At 51.6% G+C, this 17645-nt stretch carries 15 protein-coding genes; 4 read left to right on the forward strand and 11 right to left on the reverse strand.

Annotated elements, in window-relative coordinates:
* Positions 1-4: 4 nt before the first annotated feature.
* The 9 genes from EV209_RS02925 to uvrC form a co-directional block, all read right to left on the reverse strand.
* On the reverse strand, positions 5-1405 hold the full coding sequence (locus EV209_RS02925; RefSeq protein WP_130432879.1) for a TrkH family potassium uptake protein: 1401 nt from the start codon (positions 1403-1405) through the stop codon (positions 5-7).
* 23 nt (positions 1406-1428) lie between these two features.
* On the reverse strand, positions 1429-2403 hold the full coding sequence (gene pfkA, locus EV209_RS02930) for a 6-phosphofructokinase (protein WP_130432880.1): 975 nt from the start codon (positions 2401-2403) through the stop codon (positions 1429-1431).
* 54 nt (positions 2404-2457) lie between these two features.
* Positions 2458-5946, reverse strand: a complete 3489-nt coding sequence (locus EV209_RS02935) for a DNA polymerase III subunit alpha (RefSeq protein WP_130432882.1) — start codon at positions 5944-5946, stop codon at positions 2458-2460.
* A 73-nt stretch (positions 5947-6019) separates the two neighbouring features.
* Positions 6020-6274, reverse strand: coding sequence for an HPr family phosphocarrier protein (locus EV209_RS02940; RefSeq protein WP_130432884.1), 255 nt, complete (start codon positions 6272-6274; stop codon positions 6020-6022).
* Between the two features lie 11 nt (positions 6275-6285).
* Positions 6286-7224: a DNA-binding protein WhiA gene (gene whiA / locus EV209_RS02945; protein WP_130432886.1), complete on the reverse strand. Its 939-nt coding sequence runs from the start codon at positions 7222-7224 to the stop codon at positions 6286-6288.
* Between the two features lie 9 nt (positions 7225-7233).
* Entirely contained in the window at positions 7234-8115 is an 882-nt protein-coding gene (gene rapZ, locus EV209_RS02950) for an RNase adapter RapZ (protein ID WP_130432888.1), read from the reverse strand.
* Positions 8116-8125: 10 nt separating this feature from the next.
* On the reverse strand, positions 8126-9037 hold the full coding sequence (murB, locus tag EV209_RS02955) for a UDP-N-acetylmuramate dehydrogenase (protein ID WP_130432890.1): 912 nt from the start codon (positions 9035-9037) through the stop codon (positions 8126-8128).
* Between the two features lie 2 nt (positions 9038-9039).
* Complete coding sequence (gene hprK, locus EV209_RS02960) at positions 9040-9981, reverse strand: HPr(Ser) kinase/phosphatase (protein ID WP_130432892.1); 942 nt, start codon at positions 9979-9981, stop codon at positions 9040-9042.
* Positions 9982-10053: 72 nt separating this feature from the next.
* Positions 10054-11901, reverse strand: a complete 1848-nt coding sequence (gene uvrC / locus EV209_RS02965) for an excinuclease ABC subunit UvrC (protein WP_130432894.1) — start codon at positions 11899-11901, stop codon at positions 10054-10056.
* 108 nt (positions 11902-12009) lie between these two features.
* Here uvrC and EV209_RS02970 point away from each other — a divergent pair, with 108 nt between their 5' ends.
* Complete coding sequence (locus tag EV209_RS02970) at positions 12010-13260, forward strand: MFS transporter (protein ID WP_130432896.1); 1251 nt, start codon at positions 12010-12012, stop codon at positions 13258-13260.
* 22 nt (positions 13261-13282) lie between these two features.
* Here the strand turns inward: EV209_RS02970 and EV209_RS02975 are convergent, their stop codons facing one another.
* Both EV209_RS02975 and ftsH read right to left on the reverse strand, forming a co-directional pair.
* The gene (locus EV209_RS02975; RefSeq protein ID WP_130432898.1) at positions 13283-14278 is read right to left on the reverse strand and encodes an HD domain-containing protein; all 996 of its coding nucleotides are present in this window, start codon (positions 14276-14278) and stop codon (positions 13283-13285) included.
* Positions 14279-14419: 141 nt separating this feature from the next.
* The gene (gene ftsH / locus EV209_RS02980; RefSeq protein WP_330520726.1) at positions 14420-16423 is read right to left on the reverse strand and encodes an ATP-dependent zinc metalloprotease FtsH; all 2004 of its coding nucleotides are present in this window, start codon (positions 16421-16423) and stop codon (positions 14420-14422) included.
* 261 nt (positions 16424-16684) lie between these two features.
* Between ftsH and EV209_RS02985 the strand changes: the two genes are divergently transcribed.
* The 3 genes from EV209_RS02985 (at position 16685) to EV209_RS02995 (ending at position 17636) form a co-directional block, all read left to right on the forward strand.
* Positions 16685-17143 carry a PH domain-containing protein gene (locus EV209_RS02985; RefSeq protein WP_130432902.1) on the forward strand — a complete coding sequence of 153 codons (459 nt, stop codon included), beginning with the start codon at positions 16685-16687 and terminating at the stop codon, positions 17141-17143.
* Between the two features lie 105 nt (positions 17144-17248).
* On the forward strand, positions 17249-17452 hold the full coding sequence (locus EV209_RS02990) for a hypothetical protein (RefSeq protein WP_130432904.1): 204 nt from the start codon (positions 17249-17251) through the stop codon (positions 17450-17452).
* Positions 17445-17636 carry a hypothetical protein gene (locus EV209_RS02995; protein ID WP_130432906.1) on the forward strand — a complete coding sequence of 64 codons (192 nt, stop codon included), beginning with the start codon at positions 17445-17447 and terminating at the stop codon, positions 17634-17636. Before EV209_RS02990 ends, EV209_RS02995 begins: the two co-directional genes overlap by 8 nt.
* The last annotated feature ends 9 nt before the right edge of the window (positions 17637-17645 follow it).

Below are 17645 nucleotides of genomic sequence, written 5' to 3' on the forward strand. Positions count from 1 at the left end.
CAGTTTATCCGATTATCATGCGCTGCTCCGGCAGATCCCGCAGATTCGCAGGCGTCTTCCTGCGCTTCAGCATAGCGAACGCAAGTGTTACAGGCCCCAGACGGCCCAGGTACATCAACAGAATAATCACCAATTTTCCTATAACAGACAGTTCCGGCGTAATACCCCTGGTCAGCCCCACTGTTCCGATCGCGGACGCCACTTCATATGAGCAATCTGCAAAGCTGTGCCCGTCAGCCGCCAGGATCACCATCAGCCCGGTGAGAGCCACAATCATACTGATCATGAATACCACAAGCCCCTTGCGGATATTTTCTTCCGGAATCCTCCGTCCAAAAATCTCCGTATCTTTGCGGCCCCTGACCGTACACAATGCCGTCAGCGCAAGCATAGCCACTGTAGTGGTCTTAATCCCTCCGGCGGTGCCCGCAGGGGAACCGCCGATAAACATCAGCACTACAGTCAGCAGCACAGAGCTTCCCCTCAGCGCCCCCTGATCAATGGAAAAAAAACCGGCCGTCCTGGTGGTCACCGACTGGAACGCCGCATTGAGAGCCTGTTTCCCCGGCCCCATCTGTCCCAGTGTATCCGGATTTTGGAATTCAAAAATCCAGAACAGAACCGTCCCCCCAACCAGCAGTATTCCGGTGGTGGTCAGCGCAACTTTTGCATGAAGGCCCAGAGAACGAAATGGATGTTTCCTGCAGCGGATATCTGTTTTTCTTCTGCGCCAAATATGGATCACATCCCACCAGACAGGAAAACCTATGCCGCCGAGGATGATCAGCGCCATGGTGACTGCCATCAGCCATGGATTTCCCGAATAGGCAGCCATGCTGGTTTCACCGAAAACATCCAATCCTGCATTACAGAATGATGAGACTGCGTGAAACACAGATTTCCAAATTCCATCCCAAAATCCAAACTCGGGAATAAAGACAAAAGAACAGCATACTGCGCCGATTCCTTCCACCACAGCGGTGCCTTTCAGAATCCGGTATACCAGCCGCACCATCCCTTCCATGGAATCCAGATTATAAGTCTCCTGGATCAGCTGGCGTTCTTTCATGGTGATTCTGCGGCCCAGCAGCACCAGAAAGGAAATGGATACTGTTGCGATACCCAATCCGCCCAGCTGAATCAGGCATAGAATCACGATCTTGCCAAACAAGCTCCAATGCGCCGCCGTGGTCACAGTTGTTAGCCCCGTCACACACACGCTGGTGGTGGACGTAAAAAAGGCGTCTATATAAGAAGTCCCCTGTCCGCTGGCTGCCGCAACCGGCAGAGACAGCAGCAGGGAACCCAGGAATATCACCCCCAGGAATCCCAGAGCGATGATCTGTGTGGAGCTGAACAGCACTCTGCGTTTCCCCAGAGGGCCCGCTCCCTTATTATCCAGCATAATTTATTCTCCTGATTTTTACCTCAGCGCACCAGCCATTTGCTCACATTGAACTGGTATTCCGGAATATCCTTCTTCATAGCCAGGGCTTCGTTGATATCAAAATCCACGAAATCGCCATGATTATACGCCACAACCCGGTTGCTCTTTCCCTCCAGCAGAAGATCAACGGCTTTGGCGCCCATGATAGACGCATATACCCTGTCTTTCGCCGTAGGCGTGCCGCCTCGCTGCATATGTCCCAGGATTGTAGCTCTTGTTTCAACGCCGGTAGCTGCTTCGATGCGCTTTGCCATTGCTGCAGAATGCCCGATTCCTTCTGCGTTAATGATGATATGGTGCTTCTTCCCGCGTTTTCTGTTTTCTATAATATGATTAATCAGCGTCTGCTCGTCATGATCGTAACGCTCAGGCAGCAGAATATCTTCCGCTCCGTTGGCAATGCCGCACCACAAGGCGATATATCCCGCATGGCGCCCCATCACCTCAATGATGCTGCAGCGCTCATGGGAAGTGGAGGTATCCCTGACCTTATCGATGGCTTCAATCGCTGTGTTCACCGCGGTATCAAATCCTATCGTATAATCAGTACAGGCAATGTCCAGATCAATGGTGCCCGGCAGTCCGATGGTATTGATCCCCAGATTTGCCAGCTTGCAGGCACCGTTAAAGGAACCGTCACCGCCGATCACGACCAGGCCGTCGATGCCATGCTTCCTGCAGATCTCCGCACCCAGCTTCTGCCCTTCCTCATGGCGGAATTCCTCGCACCGCGCTGTATACAGGATGGTGCCCCCTCTCTGGATAATGTCAGACACGCTGGTCCCGTTCATATCAATAATCTCTTCTTTCAGAAGTCCCGCGTATCCTCTCATGATTCCTTTTACATTTAAGCCCTTTGTCAATGCGGTCCGCACAACTGCGCGGATCGCCGCATTCATTCCGGGCGCATCACCGCCGCTTGTCAATACACCGATTGTCTTTATCTTTTTAGTCATGGTACGCCTCCGTTCGGATTCATGCTTTTTACTGTTATGTGCTTCCCGACTATTTTAATGCATTTTACGCTGCATTTCAATAGTCTTTTTTTCAACAATTTTGACATTCTCAGCCCCAAGCCATCCGCAGACCGCTTCTTTTAACTGCGCACAGACCTTAACATTTCTGCTGGGCGGAAGCTTTTTATATGCCTTCTGTTTTTTCAGGTAAATTACCACTTCATCTGTTCCGTCATAGGGGGCCAACAGCTCATAGAGCTTTTCCTCCATGTCCCGGAAAGATTCCATGTCTTCGAACTGCAGCCACAGTTCCCTGGGCAGGGCCTCGAAAGGGATGACCTGGTCTGCGATCAGTTTCCCCTGCTCCTCATCTCCAATACTCACCCGGCCCTGGACCAGTACCTTCGTGTCCGGCGTCAGCACGTCTCTCAGACGCTCGTAATCTTTTGGAAACAGCAGCGCTTCCACAGTGCCCGTCATATCCTCTATGGTGATAAACGCCATCATTTTATTGGTTTTTGTAGTTTTTATGGTCTTGGCGGACAGGATCCCCCCCACTGTGGCCCTGGTTCCGTCCTTCAATTCCGCCTCCCCTGTTTCTTCTTCCACATGAAAAGCGCTGCTGAACGCTGTCACATGTTTTTGAATTACAGCCGCGTCCTCTTCCAGGGGGTGCCCGCTGACGTAAATCCCCAGCACTTCTTTTTCAAATGCCAGCAGATCCCGGCGATCAAATTCACCTACATCAGGATATTCTGTATCCTTCACCCCCATATCTTCTGCTTCTACAAAATCAAACAGGCTCATCTGCCCCGTGACAGCTTCTTTTTTCTCTCTGGCCACTTCATCCATCACCATCACGTAAACCATCATCTTCTGGCGTCTGGTCCCGCCCAGCCCGTCCAGAGCTCCGGCCTTGATAAAATTTTCCAGAGTCCGTTTGTTCACTTCCTTGTTTGACAGGCGGCTAATAAAATCTTTCAGGCTGGTATAGGGACCCCTGGCCTCCCGTTCCTCCACAATGGCGTCGATCACGTTCCTGCCGATGCTTTTGATCGCGGACAAGCCGTAACGGATCGCCCCGCCGGACACGGAAAACCCGCTTTCCCCCTCATTAATATCCGGAGGCAATATAGATATTCCCATCTGGCGGCAAGTCAGAATATATTCCGAAACCTTGCCCACATTATCCATCACTGAAGTCATCAGCGCGGCCATGTATTCCACCGGATAATAATATTTCAGAAAAGCAGTCTCATATGACACTACGGCATATGCAGCCGCATGGGACTTGTTGAATGCATATTTGGCAAAATCCGTCATCTCATCAAAAATGAGATCCGCTGTTTTTTCATCAATTCCCCTGCTGATGCAGCCCGGAACGCCCTCCTCGGGATTGCCGTAAACAAAATTCTGCCGTTCCTTCGCCATAACGGAGGCTTTCTTTTTGGACATCGCCCGGCGGACCAGATCACTTCTGCCCAGGGTATATCCTGCCAGATCGCGCACAATCTGCATCACCTGCTCCTGGTACACAATGCAGCCATGGGTAGGTTCCAGAATCGGTTCCAGCTGCGGGCAGTCGTAGGAAATGGAACCTTTGTCATTTTTCCCTTTCAGATATTTCGGGATAAAATCCATGGGGCCAGGCCTGTACAGGGAGATCCCGGCGATGATATCTTCCAAACTCTCCGGCTTCAGTTCCTTCATAAAGCTTTTCATGCCGGAACTTTCCAGCTGGAACACTCCTTCGGTCCTTCCGGTACCGATAGACGCCAGTACTTCGGGATCGTTCATATCAATTTTTTCTATATCCAGAGCAATTCCTTTGCTCTTACTGACCAGACGCACGGCATTCTGAATCACAGTCAGCGTGCGCAGCCCCAAAAAGTCCATTTTCAGAAGCCCCAGCTCTTCCAGAGTCGTCATGGTAAACTGCGTGGTCACCGCTCCGTCTGTCCCTCGGGACAGAGGGACATATTCGTCCACCGCCGCCTGGCTGATCACCACGCCTGCGGCGTGCATGGAAGTATGCCTCGGGAGGCCCTCCAGCTTCCTGGCCATATCCACCAGATTGCGCACCTGTTCATCCGTCTCATAAGCTGACTTAAACTCCGGGTTCACTTTCAGGGCCCGGTCAATGGTGATATTCAGCTCCATTGGCACCATTTTAGCCACAGTATCGCAAAGGGCGTAGGGGAGATCCAGCGCCCGTCCCACATCCCGGATCACACCCCGGGCAGCCAGAGTTCCAAAGGTAACAATCTGCACCACCCGGTCCTTGCCGTACTTCTCCACCACATAGTCTATGACTTCCTGCCTCCGTTCAAAGCAGAAGTCAATATCTATGTCCGGCATGGAAACACGTTCCGGATTCAGGAAACGTTCAAACAGCAGCTGGTACTGCATGGGATCAATGCTTGTAATTTCCAGACAATAAGAAACCACGCTTCCTGCCGCTGAGCCCCGGCCAGGCCCCACAATAATATCATGTTCCCTGGCAAAATGGATAAAATCCCAGACAATCAGAAAATAATCCACATAACCCATATTTTTAATGGTGTTCAGCTCATATTCCAGCCTTGGCCGCAGCTCCTCTTCCCGGCCGGGATATCGTCTGGATAGCCCCTCTTCACAGAGACGGCACAGATATTCCCAGGCAGTAAATCCTTCCGGCACGTCAAATCTGGGCAGCTTTGTAACGCCGAATTCGATCTCAACATTACAGCGCTCCGCAATTTTGTGGGTATTTTCCAGCGCCTGCAGGGCATAAGGGAAAAGCCCGCGCATTTCTTCCTCAGATTTACAGTAGAATTGCCCCCCTTCATACCGCATCCTGTTTTCATCACTGACTTTTTTATTTGTCTGGATGCACAGCAGCACATCATGGGCTGCTGCGTCTTCTGCCTTAATATAATGAATATCATTTGTAGCCACCAGCTCTATTCCGGTCTCCTCGCTCATGCGCAAAAGCCCCATATTCACGGTTCGCTGATCCGGCAGGCCGTGATCCTGCAGCTCCAGGAAAAAATTCCCCTTTCCGAATATATCCTGGTAACGCAGCGCCGCATTTTTTCCTTCCTCATACCTGCCTCTGGCAAGGCTTCGCTGTACCTCGCCCGCCAGACAGGCAGACAGAGCAATAATGCCTTCATGAAATTCCTGCAGGGATTCCAGATCCACCCTGGGTTTATAATAGAAACCATCCAGGAATCCTCTGGACACCAGCTTCATCAGATTGTGATATCCTGTGTCATTTTCTGCCAGCAGCACCAGATGATAATACCTGTCGTCTCCGCTTCCCCCAGGTTCCCGGTCAAACCTGGAGCCCGGCGCCACATAGACCTCGCATCCCAGGACAGGCTTGATCCCCTCTTCCCGGCAGGCCCTGTAGAAATCAATGACCCCGTACATCACGCCATGATCCGTAATTGCCAGGCTGTCCATGCCCAGTTCTTTCACCCGGGCGGCCAATTCTTTGATTTTGCAGGAACCGTCCAGCAGGCTGTACTCTGTATGCACATGCAGATGTGTAAACGCCATTCTTTTATCCTTTCCTGTATTGTAACGGCAAAAACCGGCCAATCCGGCCGGTTTCTGCCCCTCTATGTATCAATTATGCACCGATCAGATATGATTCAATCTTGTCCAGCGCTTCTCCTTCATCTGTCCCCTCGGCAATTAATGTCACATGATCTCCTGTACCCAGCGCCAGAGACATCATCCCCATGATGCTCTTTGCATTCACTTTCTTATTGTCGCATTCCAGATAAATCTTGCTTTTATACTGGCTGGCAACCTGCACCAGCATGGCGACCGGCGTAGGGTCCGCGCATGCGGTCATTTCCACTTTGACTTTTTTTGTAATCATAATTCTCCTCCTTATTTTCGCAAACTGTCCGCGATTGTCTTTAGCTTGCGCAAACGATGATTGACCCCCGACTTCCCTACCGGCGGATCTAATGCAGCCCCCAGCTCTTTCAGGGTCGCTTCCGGCTGCTCCAGGCGGATTCTGGCGATCTCCTCCAGTCCTTCAGGAAGCCCATCCAGCCCGATCATATCCCGGATATATTCGATCGCTTCTATCTGGGACACGGCTGCTGAAACAGTTTTATGAATGTTGGCAGTTTCACAATTCACCTGCCTGTTGATGGAATTGCGCATTTCTTTCAGGATACGCACATTTTCCAGCTCCATTAAGGAAACATATGCTTCCATAATGTTCAGTAAATCAACAATCTGGTTTCCCTCTTTCAGATAGACCACAAAATATTTTTTGCGTGTAACAATCTTAGCCTCCATTGCAAAAGTATTCACAATATCCCTCAGCTGCTCTGCTTTCATCTGGCTGGAAGCCACCATCTCCAGATGATAAAACTTTTCCGGATCGCTGATGGAACCGGAAGCCAGAAACGCGCCCCGGATAAATGCCCTGCGGCAGCAGGGCTGCTGCACGATGAGGCTCTCCGCCAGAAGTTCTCCGCCGGCGTCCGGCGCTTCTTTCAGCTTCAGCGCCTGCATCACCAGGCGCGCCTCTGCGCCGTCACGAATCCAAAGCGTATAAATCCTGTTCTTTTTCAGGTATGCGTTTCTTTTCACAGATATATCAGTATTTATATTAAACGTTTTGTGCAGCAAAGTAAAGCACTTTCTTGCAACTGTAATATTTTCTGTCTGTATCCGAAGGCAGATCTCTCCGCGATCTGACTGAAAGCCATGCCCGCAGCAGCTCACCATTGCAGCCAGTTCTGCAATTCTGCAATGCCTGGCCTGGCTCATCTGGCGGGACAGCTCTTCTTTGACACGGCTTGAAAATGACATGCCCTCACCTCAGTTTTTCTTTATATGGACGTCCCGGTCTATATCCCGGTGTTCCAGTTTTAATCCATAAGAAGCCTCTCCGTCGGAAAGCGCTTCATACAGCGCATTAGCCAGTGTAACAGAACGGTGCCTCCCGCCTGTACAGCCAATGCTGATCACCAGCTGGTTTTTCCCTTCCCGCACATAATTAGGCAGCAAAAAACGGACCATATCCACCAGTTTATCGCGAAAAATTTTTGCCATATCAAACTGCATTACATAATTCCGCACCGCCGCGTCATTCCCTGTCAGAGGGCGCAGCTCTTCTACATAATATGGGTTTGGGAGAAAACGCACATCAAAAACAAGATCTGAATCTTCGGGAATCCCATGCTTAAATCCAAAAGAAAGCACTGTAACAAACAGGCTCTGAAACTCCCGGCCCTGAATGAAAATTTTCTCCAGTTCAGGCCTCAGTTCCCTGGTCAAAAGCTTGCTGGTATCAATTACATAGTCCGCCTGCTCCCGCAGGAATTCCAGCTTTCTGCGCTCCTGGAAAATTCCGTCCTCCACTCTGCCCTGCCCGGACAGGGGGTGGGATCTTCTGGTTTCTTTATACCGTTTCACCAGGCAGGCGTCCGCAGCGTCCAGAAACAGAATCTCATAGTCATAGTGCCGGCGGGGCATTTCCTCCAGCACCTTTTCCAATTCTGAAAGAGCCTTCCCGTTTCGGATATCGATCCCCAGAGCCACCCTGGTTATAGCGGAATCCTGATCAAAGGTTAATTCCGCCATATTCAGGATCAGAGAAATGGGCAGATTATCCACGCAGTAATACCCCATATCCTCCAGCATTTTCAGCGCAGTGCTCTTCCCCGCGCCGCTCATTCCCGTAACGACAACAAATCTCATGATTTCTCCATCATTGTCCGAAGCCCAAAAGCCGGACCTCCAGCTCCAGTTCCACTCCGGAATGTTCCTTCACTCTGTTTTGCACCTGCCGGCATAGTTCCAGAATTTCAGACGCAGTGGCATGATCCCGGTTGATCACAAATCCGCAGTGTTTTTCTGATACCTGGGCGCCGCCCACACGAAACCCTCGCAACCCCGCTTCTTCAATCAGTTTGCCAGCGAAATACCCGGACGGGCGCTTAAAGGTGCTCCCAGCGCTTGGATATTCCAATGGCTGCTTGCTCTTCCTCCTGTCGGCCAGCTCATCCATCCTGGCCCGGATTTCTTCGGGATTTCCCGGTTCCAGGCTGATCCGGGCCTCCAGCCCGATATATCCTTTTTTCTGAATACAGCTGGTTCTGTACCCCAGCTCCATCTCCTCCCCGGTCAGACTGAGCAGTTCTCCTTCCGGCGTCAGCACCGTTGCTCCCGTCAGCACATCTTTCAGCTCTCCTCCATATGCTCCGGCATTCATCACCATTGCCCCGCCCATACTGCCCGGGATTCCAGCCGCGAACTCAAAACCGGACAGTCCGTGCTGCAGCGCTGCGGCTGCCACCGCTCCCAGGCCGGCTCCGGCTCCGGCGTATACCAGGTTTCCTTCCGCCCGGCAGGATGAAAATCCCTTTTTCAGGCTGATCGCCACTCCGCGGAATCCTTCGTCGCTCACCAGAACATTGCTCCCTCTGCCAAACACATACCAGGGCGTACTTTCCTCCCTGCACAGCGCCATCACCCCGGCCAGCTGCTCCGCGTTTTCAGGAGAAACCCAGTAATCCGCAGGCCCGCCCACCTGAAAGCTGGTGTGGGCGGACAGCGGCTCATCAGTACACAGATTTTCCTCTCCCAGTAAAGTAATGAGCTTTTCTGAAAAATCTGACATCCCTATTCCTCGTCTTCCTTCATTCTTTTCGCCAGGTTCTGCTGCACACGGTTGTACAGCTCTCTGGCCGCATTATACCCCATTTTTTTCTGGCGGTAGTTTACCGCCGCAGACTCCACAATGATCGCCAGGTTTCTGCCCGGACGGATAGGAATAGAATGACACACTATTTTATTGCCCAGCAGTTCAGTATACTGCTCTTCCAGCCCCAGCCTGTCGTATTCTTTATCTTTATTCCAGTCCTCCAGCTTCACCACCATATCGATGGCCTGGGTGTTCTTTACACTTTCCACGCCGAACAGTGTCTTGACGTCAATAATGCCTACGCCGCGCAATTCGATGAAATGCCGGGTGATATCAGGCGCTGTCCCCACCAGGGTGTCGTCGCTGACTTTACGGATCTCCACCACGTCGTCTGTCACCAGACGGTGTCCCCGCTTGATCAGCTCCAGCGCAGCCTCGCTCTTGCCGATCCCGCTCTCTCCCATGATGAGCACGCCCTCGCCGTACACATCCACCAGAACGCCATGGATGGAAATGGTGGGCGCCAGCTCCACCTTCAGCCAGCGGATGATTTCCGCCATCAGGTCAGAAGTGGTTTTGTCGGACATCAGAATCGGCACGCCGTACTTTCTGGCCAGCGTCAGAATGTCCTCATCCGGCTTATGGCTCCGGCTCCAGACCAGGCAGGGAATCTTGCTGCTCAGCAGCTTGTCAAAAGTACGGATTTTCTCCTCTCTGCTCAGCTTATTGATATATGCGTACTCCACATATCCGATAATCTGCACACGTTCATTATCAAAATGATCGTAAAACCCCGTCAGCTGCAGTGCAGGACGGTTGATATCCGGATGAACGATCCTGATCTTATCCGCATTAATTTCCCGGGTCAGATTATCCAGATTCATCTTTTCAATCAGACTGCTTACTGGTACTCCCTTCATTTTCCCGCTCCTTTTATGTGTTAATATATGCTTCAGCGTACTGTACAATTATCAAAAGTATATCTTAAATCCTCATTCCTGTAAAGTATCAATCCGGAAAAAATCCGCCACGGCCCTGGCCGAAGCCTCGTTCATCCCCTCTATCTGCGCCAGTTCCTCTACGGAAGCGCTGCGGATGTCTTCCAGGCTGTCGAAGGACCGCATCAGCGCATTCCGGCGCTTGGGCCCGATTCCGGGAATATCATCCAGCACAGAATGCACATTCTTTTTTCCCCGCAGGCTGCGGTGATACTCGATTGCAAACCGGTGCGCTTCATCCTGGATTCTGGTGATGAGCCGGAATCCCTCGCTGTGCGTATCCACAGGCAGTTCTACATTATTATAATACAGCCCCCTTGTTCTGTGCCGGTCATCCTTCACCATGCCGCACACAGGAATCCTCAGGCCCATCTTCCCCAGGACGTCCAAAGCGATATTTACCTGTCCCCTGCCTCCGTCCATCATGATCAGGTCAGGCAGACGGTCAAAGCCCTGGTTTTCCTCTGAAAGGCCTCTGGAAAAACGGCGCGTCAGTACTTCCTCCATGGAGGCATAATCATTGGCCCCCTTGACCCACTTGATCCTGAACTTACGGTAATCGCTGCGCTTTGGCCGCCCGTTTTCATAGACGACCATAGATCCCACGGATTCAAACCCGCTGATATTGGAAATATCGTAAGCTTCCACACGGCAGAGCCCGGCCAGCCCAAGCCAGTTCTCGATTTGGCGCATGGCTCCGATTGTCTTCGCTTCTTCCCGTTTGATTTTCTCTTTATCCTGGTTCAGCACCAGCTCCGCATTGCGGGCGGCCAGCTCCACCAGCCGCTCCTTCTGCCCCTTCTTGGGAACAGTAATCTGCACTTTATGTCCCCGCTTTCCGGACAGCCAGGCGCCGATTGCCTCCTGCTCCGCGATCTCATGCTGCAAAAAAAGTTCTCTGGGCAGAAAGGGAGTGCCCGCATAAAACTGTTTTACAAAGCTCCCCAGGATCTCTGCAGGAGAATCCCCTTCCGCCACAGAGAGGTGGAAATGGTCCCGGCCGATGAGCCGGCCTTCCCGCACAAAAAACACCTGCACCACCGCGTCCGGCCCCTGGCTGGCCATGGCGATCACATCCCGGTCTCCCTGGGACGAGCTGTCTGTAGCTTTCTGTTTCTGGGAAATGACCTTGACGCTGCGGATCAGCTCCCGGTAACGGATGGCCGTCTCAAAATCCATATCTTCAGACGCCTTTTCCATCCGCTCCTGCAGCAGCTTCAGCAGCTTCTCATATTTCCCGTTCAGGAAATCCAGGATCTGCTCCACCGATTGGCGGTATTCCTCTTCTGATACAGTCCCCTGGCAGGGCGCGCAGCACTGCCCGATATGGTAATTCAGGCAGGGACGGTCCTTTCCCGCATCCCTGGGCAGCACCCTGCTGCAGGTCCGGATCTGGAACAGCTTGCGCAGAAGATCAAGGGTATCTTTTACCGCTCCCGCGCTGGGATAGGGGCCAAAATACCTGGATTTGTCTTTCTTCATGGTCCTGGCCAGCTGCACTCTCGGAAAAGCCTCATCCACGGTGACCCGGATATAAGGATATCCTTTGTCGTCTTTCAGCATGGTATTATATTTGGGCGAATGCTCTTTGATCAGATTGCATTCCAGCACCAGGGCCTCCATCTCCGAATCGGTGATGATGTATTCAAAACGGTGGATTTTAGAAACCATTTTCCGAATTTTCGGCGTTTTATCCCTGCTGTTCTGGAAATACTGGCGCACCCGGTTTTTCAGGCTGATGGCTTTTCCCACATAGATAATCGTGTCGTCCGCGTCGTGCATCAGATATACGCCCGGGGAGTCCGGCAGCTTTTTCAGTTCTTCCTGAATATCAAATTCCATACCATTTCCTCTTTCAATTTAATTACACAAAAGAAGTAATTTTTCTATTGTAATTCAGCATGTTTTTGCTATAATATGGGCAAATTCTAAAGTCTCAAGGAGGACGCCATGAAGCGATCCAGATACAAGGGCAAAATGCACCTTACCACCAGACTGAACATCCATTATGCGTCGATCCAGGGACTTTATTGGATCGCTTCAGCCTCCATGTACGCCTTTCTGGTCGTTTTTCTGGACGCCAGAGGCTTCTCCACCGCGCAAATCGGATATATCAACGCCTTCCGCACCGGCATGGCAGTGCTGGCCCAGCTGTTTTATGCGTATCTGGGAGACCGGTATAAGCAGCTGCCTCTGAAGTACATCATTGCTGTTGTGATGGGCGTCAGTATCTGTGCCAACGGCGTGCTGCAGTTTTCCTCTCCGGATTTTGCCGGGATGATGGCGCTGTTCCTGATTCTGGGGCTGACAGAGTGCTCCATCGTCTCTCTGATGGACTCGCTGGCCCTGCAGTTCATCAATCTGGGCGTGCCAATGAACTACAGCGCCTGCAGGGCTACCGGCTCTGTCTGCTACGCGTTTACCTGCGTGCTGCTGGGCCGGGCCATCGACATGCTGGGCGCTGACATTGTGGTGACAGTGCATGGCGTTGTTCTGGCCCTGTATGTGGTTTCCGTAGTGACCTTTCTCACCTTCCGCAGCATTCCGGCCGGGACAGAGGACAGTGCAAAGCCATCTATGCGCCATTACCAGGTCATGCCGCGACAGGGAAGCATCCTGAAAATGCTCAGGAACCAGCCTCAATACCGCTGGCTGCTGATTGCTAATTTTATCATCTGCCTGGGTTTTTGTCCATGCAGTAATTTTATGGCCACCTTGATTTCCAATGCCGGAGGGGACAACACCGTCCTGGGGTTTGCCATGTTCGTCAGCGCGTTCATTGAAATGCCTATGATGGCGATCATTTTCCCCCGTCTGTCCCGGCGGTACAGCATGGAGAAGCTGCTCTTTGCCTCTTCCGTCTTTCACCTGATCCGGTGGCTGCTGGTGGGCATGGCGACCAACGCCTGGCTGCTGGCCGGGCTGCAGACCTTCCAGATGATCACCTACGCCCTGTCCCTGCCTGCATCAGTTTACTATATCAATACAAATATCCCCGAAGAGAACAAAATCAAGGGACAGACCTGCTACAACATCGCCGGCAACCTGGGCAATGCGGCAGGCACGGCAGTGTCCGGCGTGCTGATTGAAGTTTTCAGCGTCCGCGCCACTGTCTTCGTGAATTGCGGCGTGCTGCTGGCCGGAGTGATCTGTTTCTGGATCATGATGCACAGGCCCAAAGAGCGGGCCGCGGCAATGTAGTTCAGAAGCTCCACTCATCTGTTCAGCAGCAGTACAGCCACCTGTCATAACTGTCCTCCAAAAAAGCCTGCATTTCGCTGCGGATGCCCTGGTCGGCGTCCGCAGCTCTTTTTGGCGTATCTCCGGTCAGGACTAGGGGATTAATGTAACGTTTTTTGGCAGGAACTTTGACGCAGTACCGGTCTGAAAGCTTCCCGCCCGAAACACCCACCCCCTTAATATGAACGAATTCTTCCCAAAGCCTGCGGACAGCATCGTCCCGGCACATCTTCTGGATCACTTCTTTTTCTGTAAGATACAGGGCTTCCGGATCCACTGCCTGTTTTTGGATAGCGGCCCGCATAAGGTCCGCTAAAAACTGCATGGCAAACCGTTCCTCATCAGATACAAACCACCAGGAGTTCCGCAGCGATATCTTTGTAAACAGCTTTGCTGTTTCCATGGTGCGGAAACAAAGCTCCTCAGTGCCAAATTCATTTTCCGAAACTACCAGATCCTTATAAATATCCCTGATCTCCTGTAGGGGACAGCGAAAAACAAGGCTGGCGTTTCCCAGAGTATATTCCAGCCTGTCTGCGGACAGCATCGGCGTATCATTGTCTGCTATCGGATATTTGTGATAATCGTCCACATCCTCCACCTGCGCCCCGCAGTCCTGAAGCAGCTTCCTGATCTCCGGGGAATTCTCAATGATCGCCCTGGTCCTGCTTTCCGTGGATTCCTGTTTCATATGGTCGTCATTCATAAAATCAATGGTGTGGGCAAATACCGGCGTGGCAATATCGTGAAAAAGGCCTGCCGCCGCCTGCTTGATGTCTCCTGTAAAATTCCAGACAATCCCGGCCACTCCCAGGCTGTGTATATACCTGGAATATTCCAGGGCACTGCTGTAGACAGGCAGCGATGTGTATTCACACCCGCAGTGCATCCCCACATCCTTTAGCCGCAGCATTTCCGGCACGGAAGCCATTTTCCGCAGCACAGGCGGAAGTTCAGTAGAATAAATGGAAGTATACAAATTGTCTCACCTCATCTCATAAAATGGAGGGGTTTGCTGCGTAGGGAACGCAGTTTCCTATGAAATAGCCTGTTCCGCATATCCTCACGGATACGGAACAGGCCTGTCAATTTTTACAGTATTTTTCAGCCGGGGCAGCAGTCAGCTGTTTCCAAGATGGAAATCTCCGGACAGGTTTTCCGAAGCGTTCCCCTGCGCTTCTTCCCTGCCTTCCATTTCAGGCAGCGCGGCAGTCTCCCCGGTCTCCTGCGTCAGATATTTATCAGGGTGTTCTTCCTTCTGGACCTCATGGAATATCCTCATAAACTCCTTGCCGGTTATGGTTTCCTTCTCAATCAGGAACGCGGCGATCCGGTCCATGGTCCCCCGGTTATCTGAAAGCAGGCGCTTCGCTTCTTCGTAAGCGGATTTCAGCATTCGCATGACTTCCTGGTCCACTTCTGCAGCAGTGGCGTCGCCGCAGTTCATCACAGTGCGCCCGGTCAGGTACTGGTTCTCAATGGTTTCCAATCCCATCAGCCCGAACCGTTGGGACATCCCGTACTGGGTGACCATCGCCCTGGCTATAGAAGTGGCCTTTTCGATATCATTCGCCGCGCCGGTGGTCACATTGCCAAACACAATTTCCTCCGCAGCGCGGCCGGCCAGAGCCATCACCAGCATGGATCTCAGTTCGCTTTCCGTGTTCAGGAACTTCTCTTCTTCCGGGGTATGCATCACATATCCCAAGGCGCCCATAGTACGGGGCACAATGGTGATCTTCTGCACCGGCTCTGTGTCCTTCTGCAGCGCGCTGATCAGCGCATGGCCAACCTCGTGGTAAGAAACAATCCGGCGCTCCTCGGCGCTCATGATGCGGTCTTTCTTTTCCTTTCCTACAAGCACAGTCTCCACGGCTTCCAGCAAATCTGCCTGGGATACCACATGGCGACCGTTTTTCACCGCATTGATGGCGGCTTCATTGATCATATTCGCCAGATCAGAACCCACTGCACCGGAAGTTGCCAGAGCGATCGCTTCCAGATCCACCGTATCATCCATCAGCACGTCTTTGGAATGCACCTTCAGGGTATTCACCCGCCCTTTCAGATCAGGCTTATCCACAATAATCCTGCGGTCAAAACGGCCGGGGCGGAGCAGAGCGGGGTCCAGGATCTCAGGACGGTTTGTAGCAGCCAGGATCAGGATGCCTTTGGAGGTATCAAAACCGTCCATCTCCGCCAGCAGCTGGTTCAGGGTCTGTTCCCTTTCGTCATTGCCCCCGCCATAACGGCTGTCACGGCTCTTTCCGATTGCATCAATTTCATCAATAAATATAATACACGGCGCGTTCTGCTGCGCCTGTTTGAAAAGGTCACGCACGCGGGATGCGCCCACGCCCACAAACATTTCCACAAAATCGGAACCGGACAAAGAGAAAAAGGGAACTCTTGCTTCACCGGCCACAGCCTTAGCCAGCAGAGTTTTACCCGTTCCGGGAGGGCCCACCAGCAGAGCGCCCTTGGGCAGCTTTGCTCCGATTCTCGTATATTTTCCGGGATTGTGCAGAAAATCCACGATCTCCGTCAGGGACTCCTTCGCCTCGTCCTGTCCGGCAACATCCTTAAAAGTCACGCCGGTCTCCTTCTGGATATAGACCTTAGCGTTGCTCTTGCCCACGCCCATCACGCCGCCTCCACTGTTGGCGCGGCGCATCATCAGGTAAAGAAAACCAAAAAGCAGGCCTATCGGCAGTCCATAAAACAGCAGGAAATCCATAATGCCGAAGCCATTGCTCTCCTCCTCCTTATTCACCGGGATATTTTTATCCATCAGTTTCGGAATCAGGATATCATCAAAGGCTTCTGTTCTTCCGGTATAGTAGGTGATCTGCATGAACATCATCTGAGACTTTGGCTTGACCTGATATTTTGTGCTGGTCAGCGCCACCTGGTCCACCTCGTCTTCGTCCACCATCCTGATCAGTTCATTGAATGTAATCTCTTTATTAGTAGATGAAGACCAGAAACGGCCCATCAGTGATACCAGAACCAGCATCACAATGGCAGCCACGATCAGCAGAATTGCAGTCTGACCGCCCGGAAATTTATGAGGATTTCCGTTATTAGGATTGTTTTTATTATTGTTTTGATTTGGGGTATTCAAGCTATCCCTCCATTCTTTTTCCATTCTGCCCCAAAAGGGACATGATATTCCATTATAAAGAGTGTTCCGGCAGAAATCAAGTGGCTGTTTTCTGTAATTTGTAAATTTTGTATAAAGATTTTTGAAATAAATCCTGGGAACCGCCTGGCCTCAAGGGATCCGTAAACAAGATTTTTCCTGAAACCCTTGCATGCGCGCTGTTTTTTATGTATAATCACTTTAGTAAAACAGCATGCAGAATTGATACACCAGGAGGGAAAAATGGATCATCAGAAGTCTGGGGGCGGCAGTAAATCGCCTGAAAGCACGTATATATGGAAAGACAGGAAACACTTTATGTGGTTTCCCTGGAGTTTCACGAAGTATTCTCTGGATCAGGATCGTCTCTACGAGGACCGCGGACTGCTGAATACCAAGCATGACGAAGTCCTGCTCTACCGGATCGTGGATATTACAATGACCAGGACTCTGGGCCAGAAAATTTTCGGGACCGGCACCATCGTTCTTTGCACGAAAGTAGACACCTCAAAGGATGTAAAACTGATCAATATTAAAAACTGCAGGAATGTTAACCGCATGCTTTCTGATATGATCGAACAGGCCCGCAGCAAAAAACGGGTGGTCGGCAAAGAATTCTATGGTTCCGCCGGCCATGCCCATGACGATGGCTACGGTTATGATGAAGGCGGCGGCGATGCCGATGAAGATCTGACCCTGTAGTCAGGAAGATCATTCCTGTATGATTCAGCTCCTTTCACACAGACTAATAACAGTTCAGAAAATATTTCTGTATCTGAATTAGTATTTGTGAAAGGAGCTGATTTTATGCCATTGGACAATTTAGTAGAAATTCCTCAGTACTTCCCTGTCCCCTCTCAAATCATGCCTGTGAACATGAGTTATGACGACGGCAACATTCCGGAAAGCGATTTTCCTCAGGATAATGATATGTCCCCGGAAAGCGAGTATCCGGACAGCCGTCCCCGCCAGGACGGCCCTGGGGGCGAGGAGGGCCGGAGCAATGGATGAGGATCACATTGAAGAGGCTTTCAGCAGAAATGTAGTCTCTGCTACGGAGTGTACCGGCCTGATTCCTTTTGCTCCTGTTTCTGAATCCCAGTTGGAAGCCTATCAGGCGCTTTACGAATTTGAAGCGACCGCGGCTGCTCCCAGACACGGGAAGCCTTTCGGTTTTCCGGTGGAAAAAGAATAGAATATGGTT

It is taken from the genome of Cuneatibacter caecimuris, assembly GCF_004216775.1.
Lineage (GTDB): Bacteria > Bacillota > Clostridia > Lachnospirales > Lachnospiraceae > Cuneatibacter > Cuneatibacter caecimuris.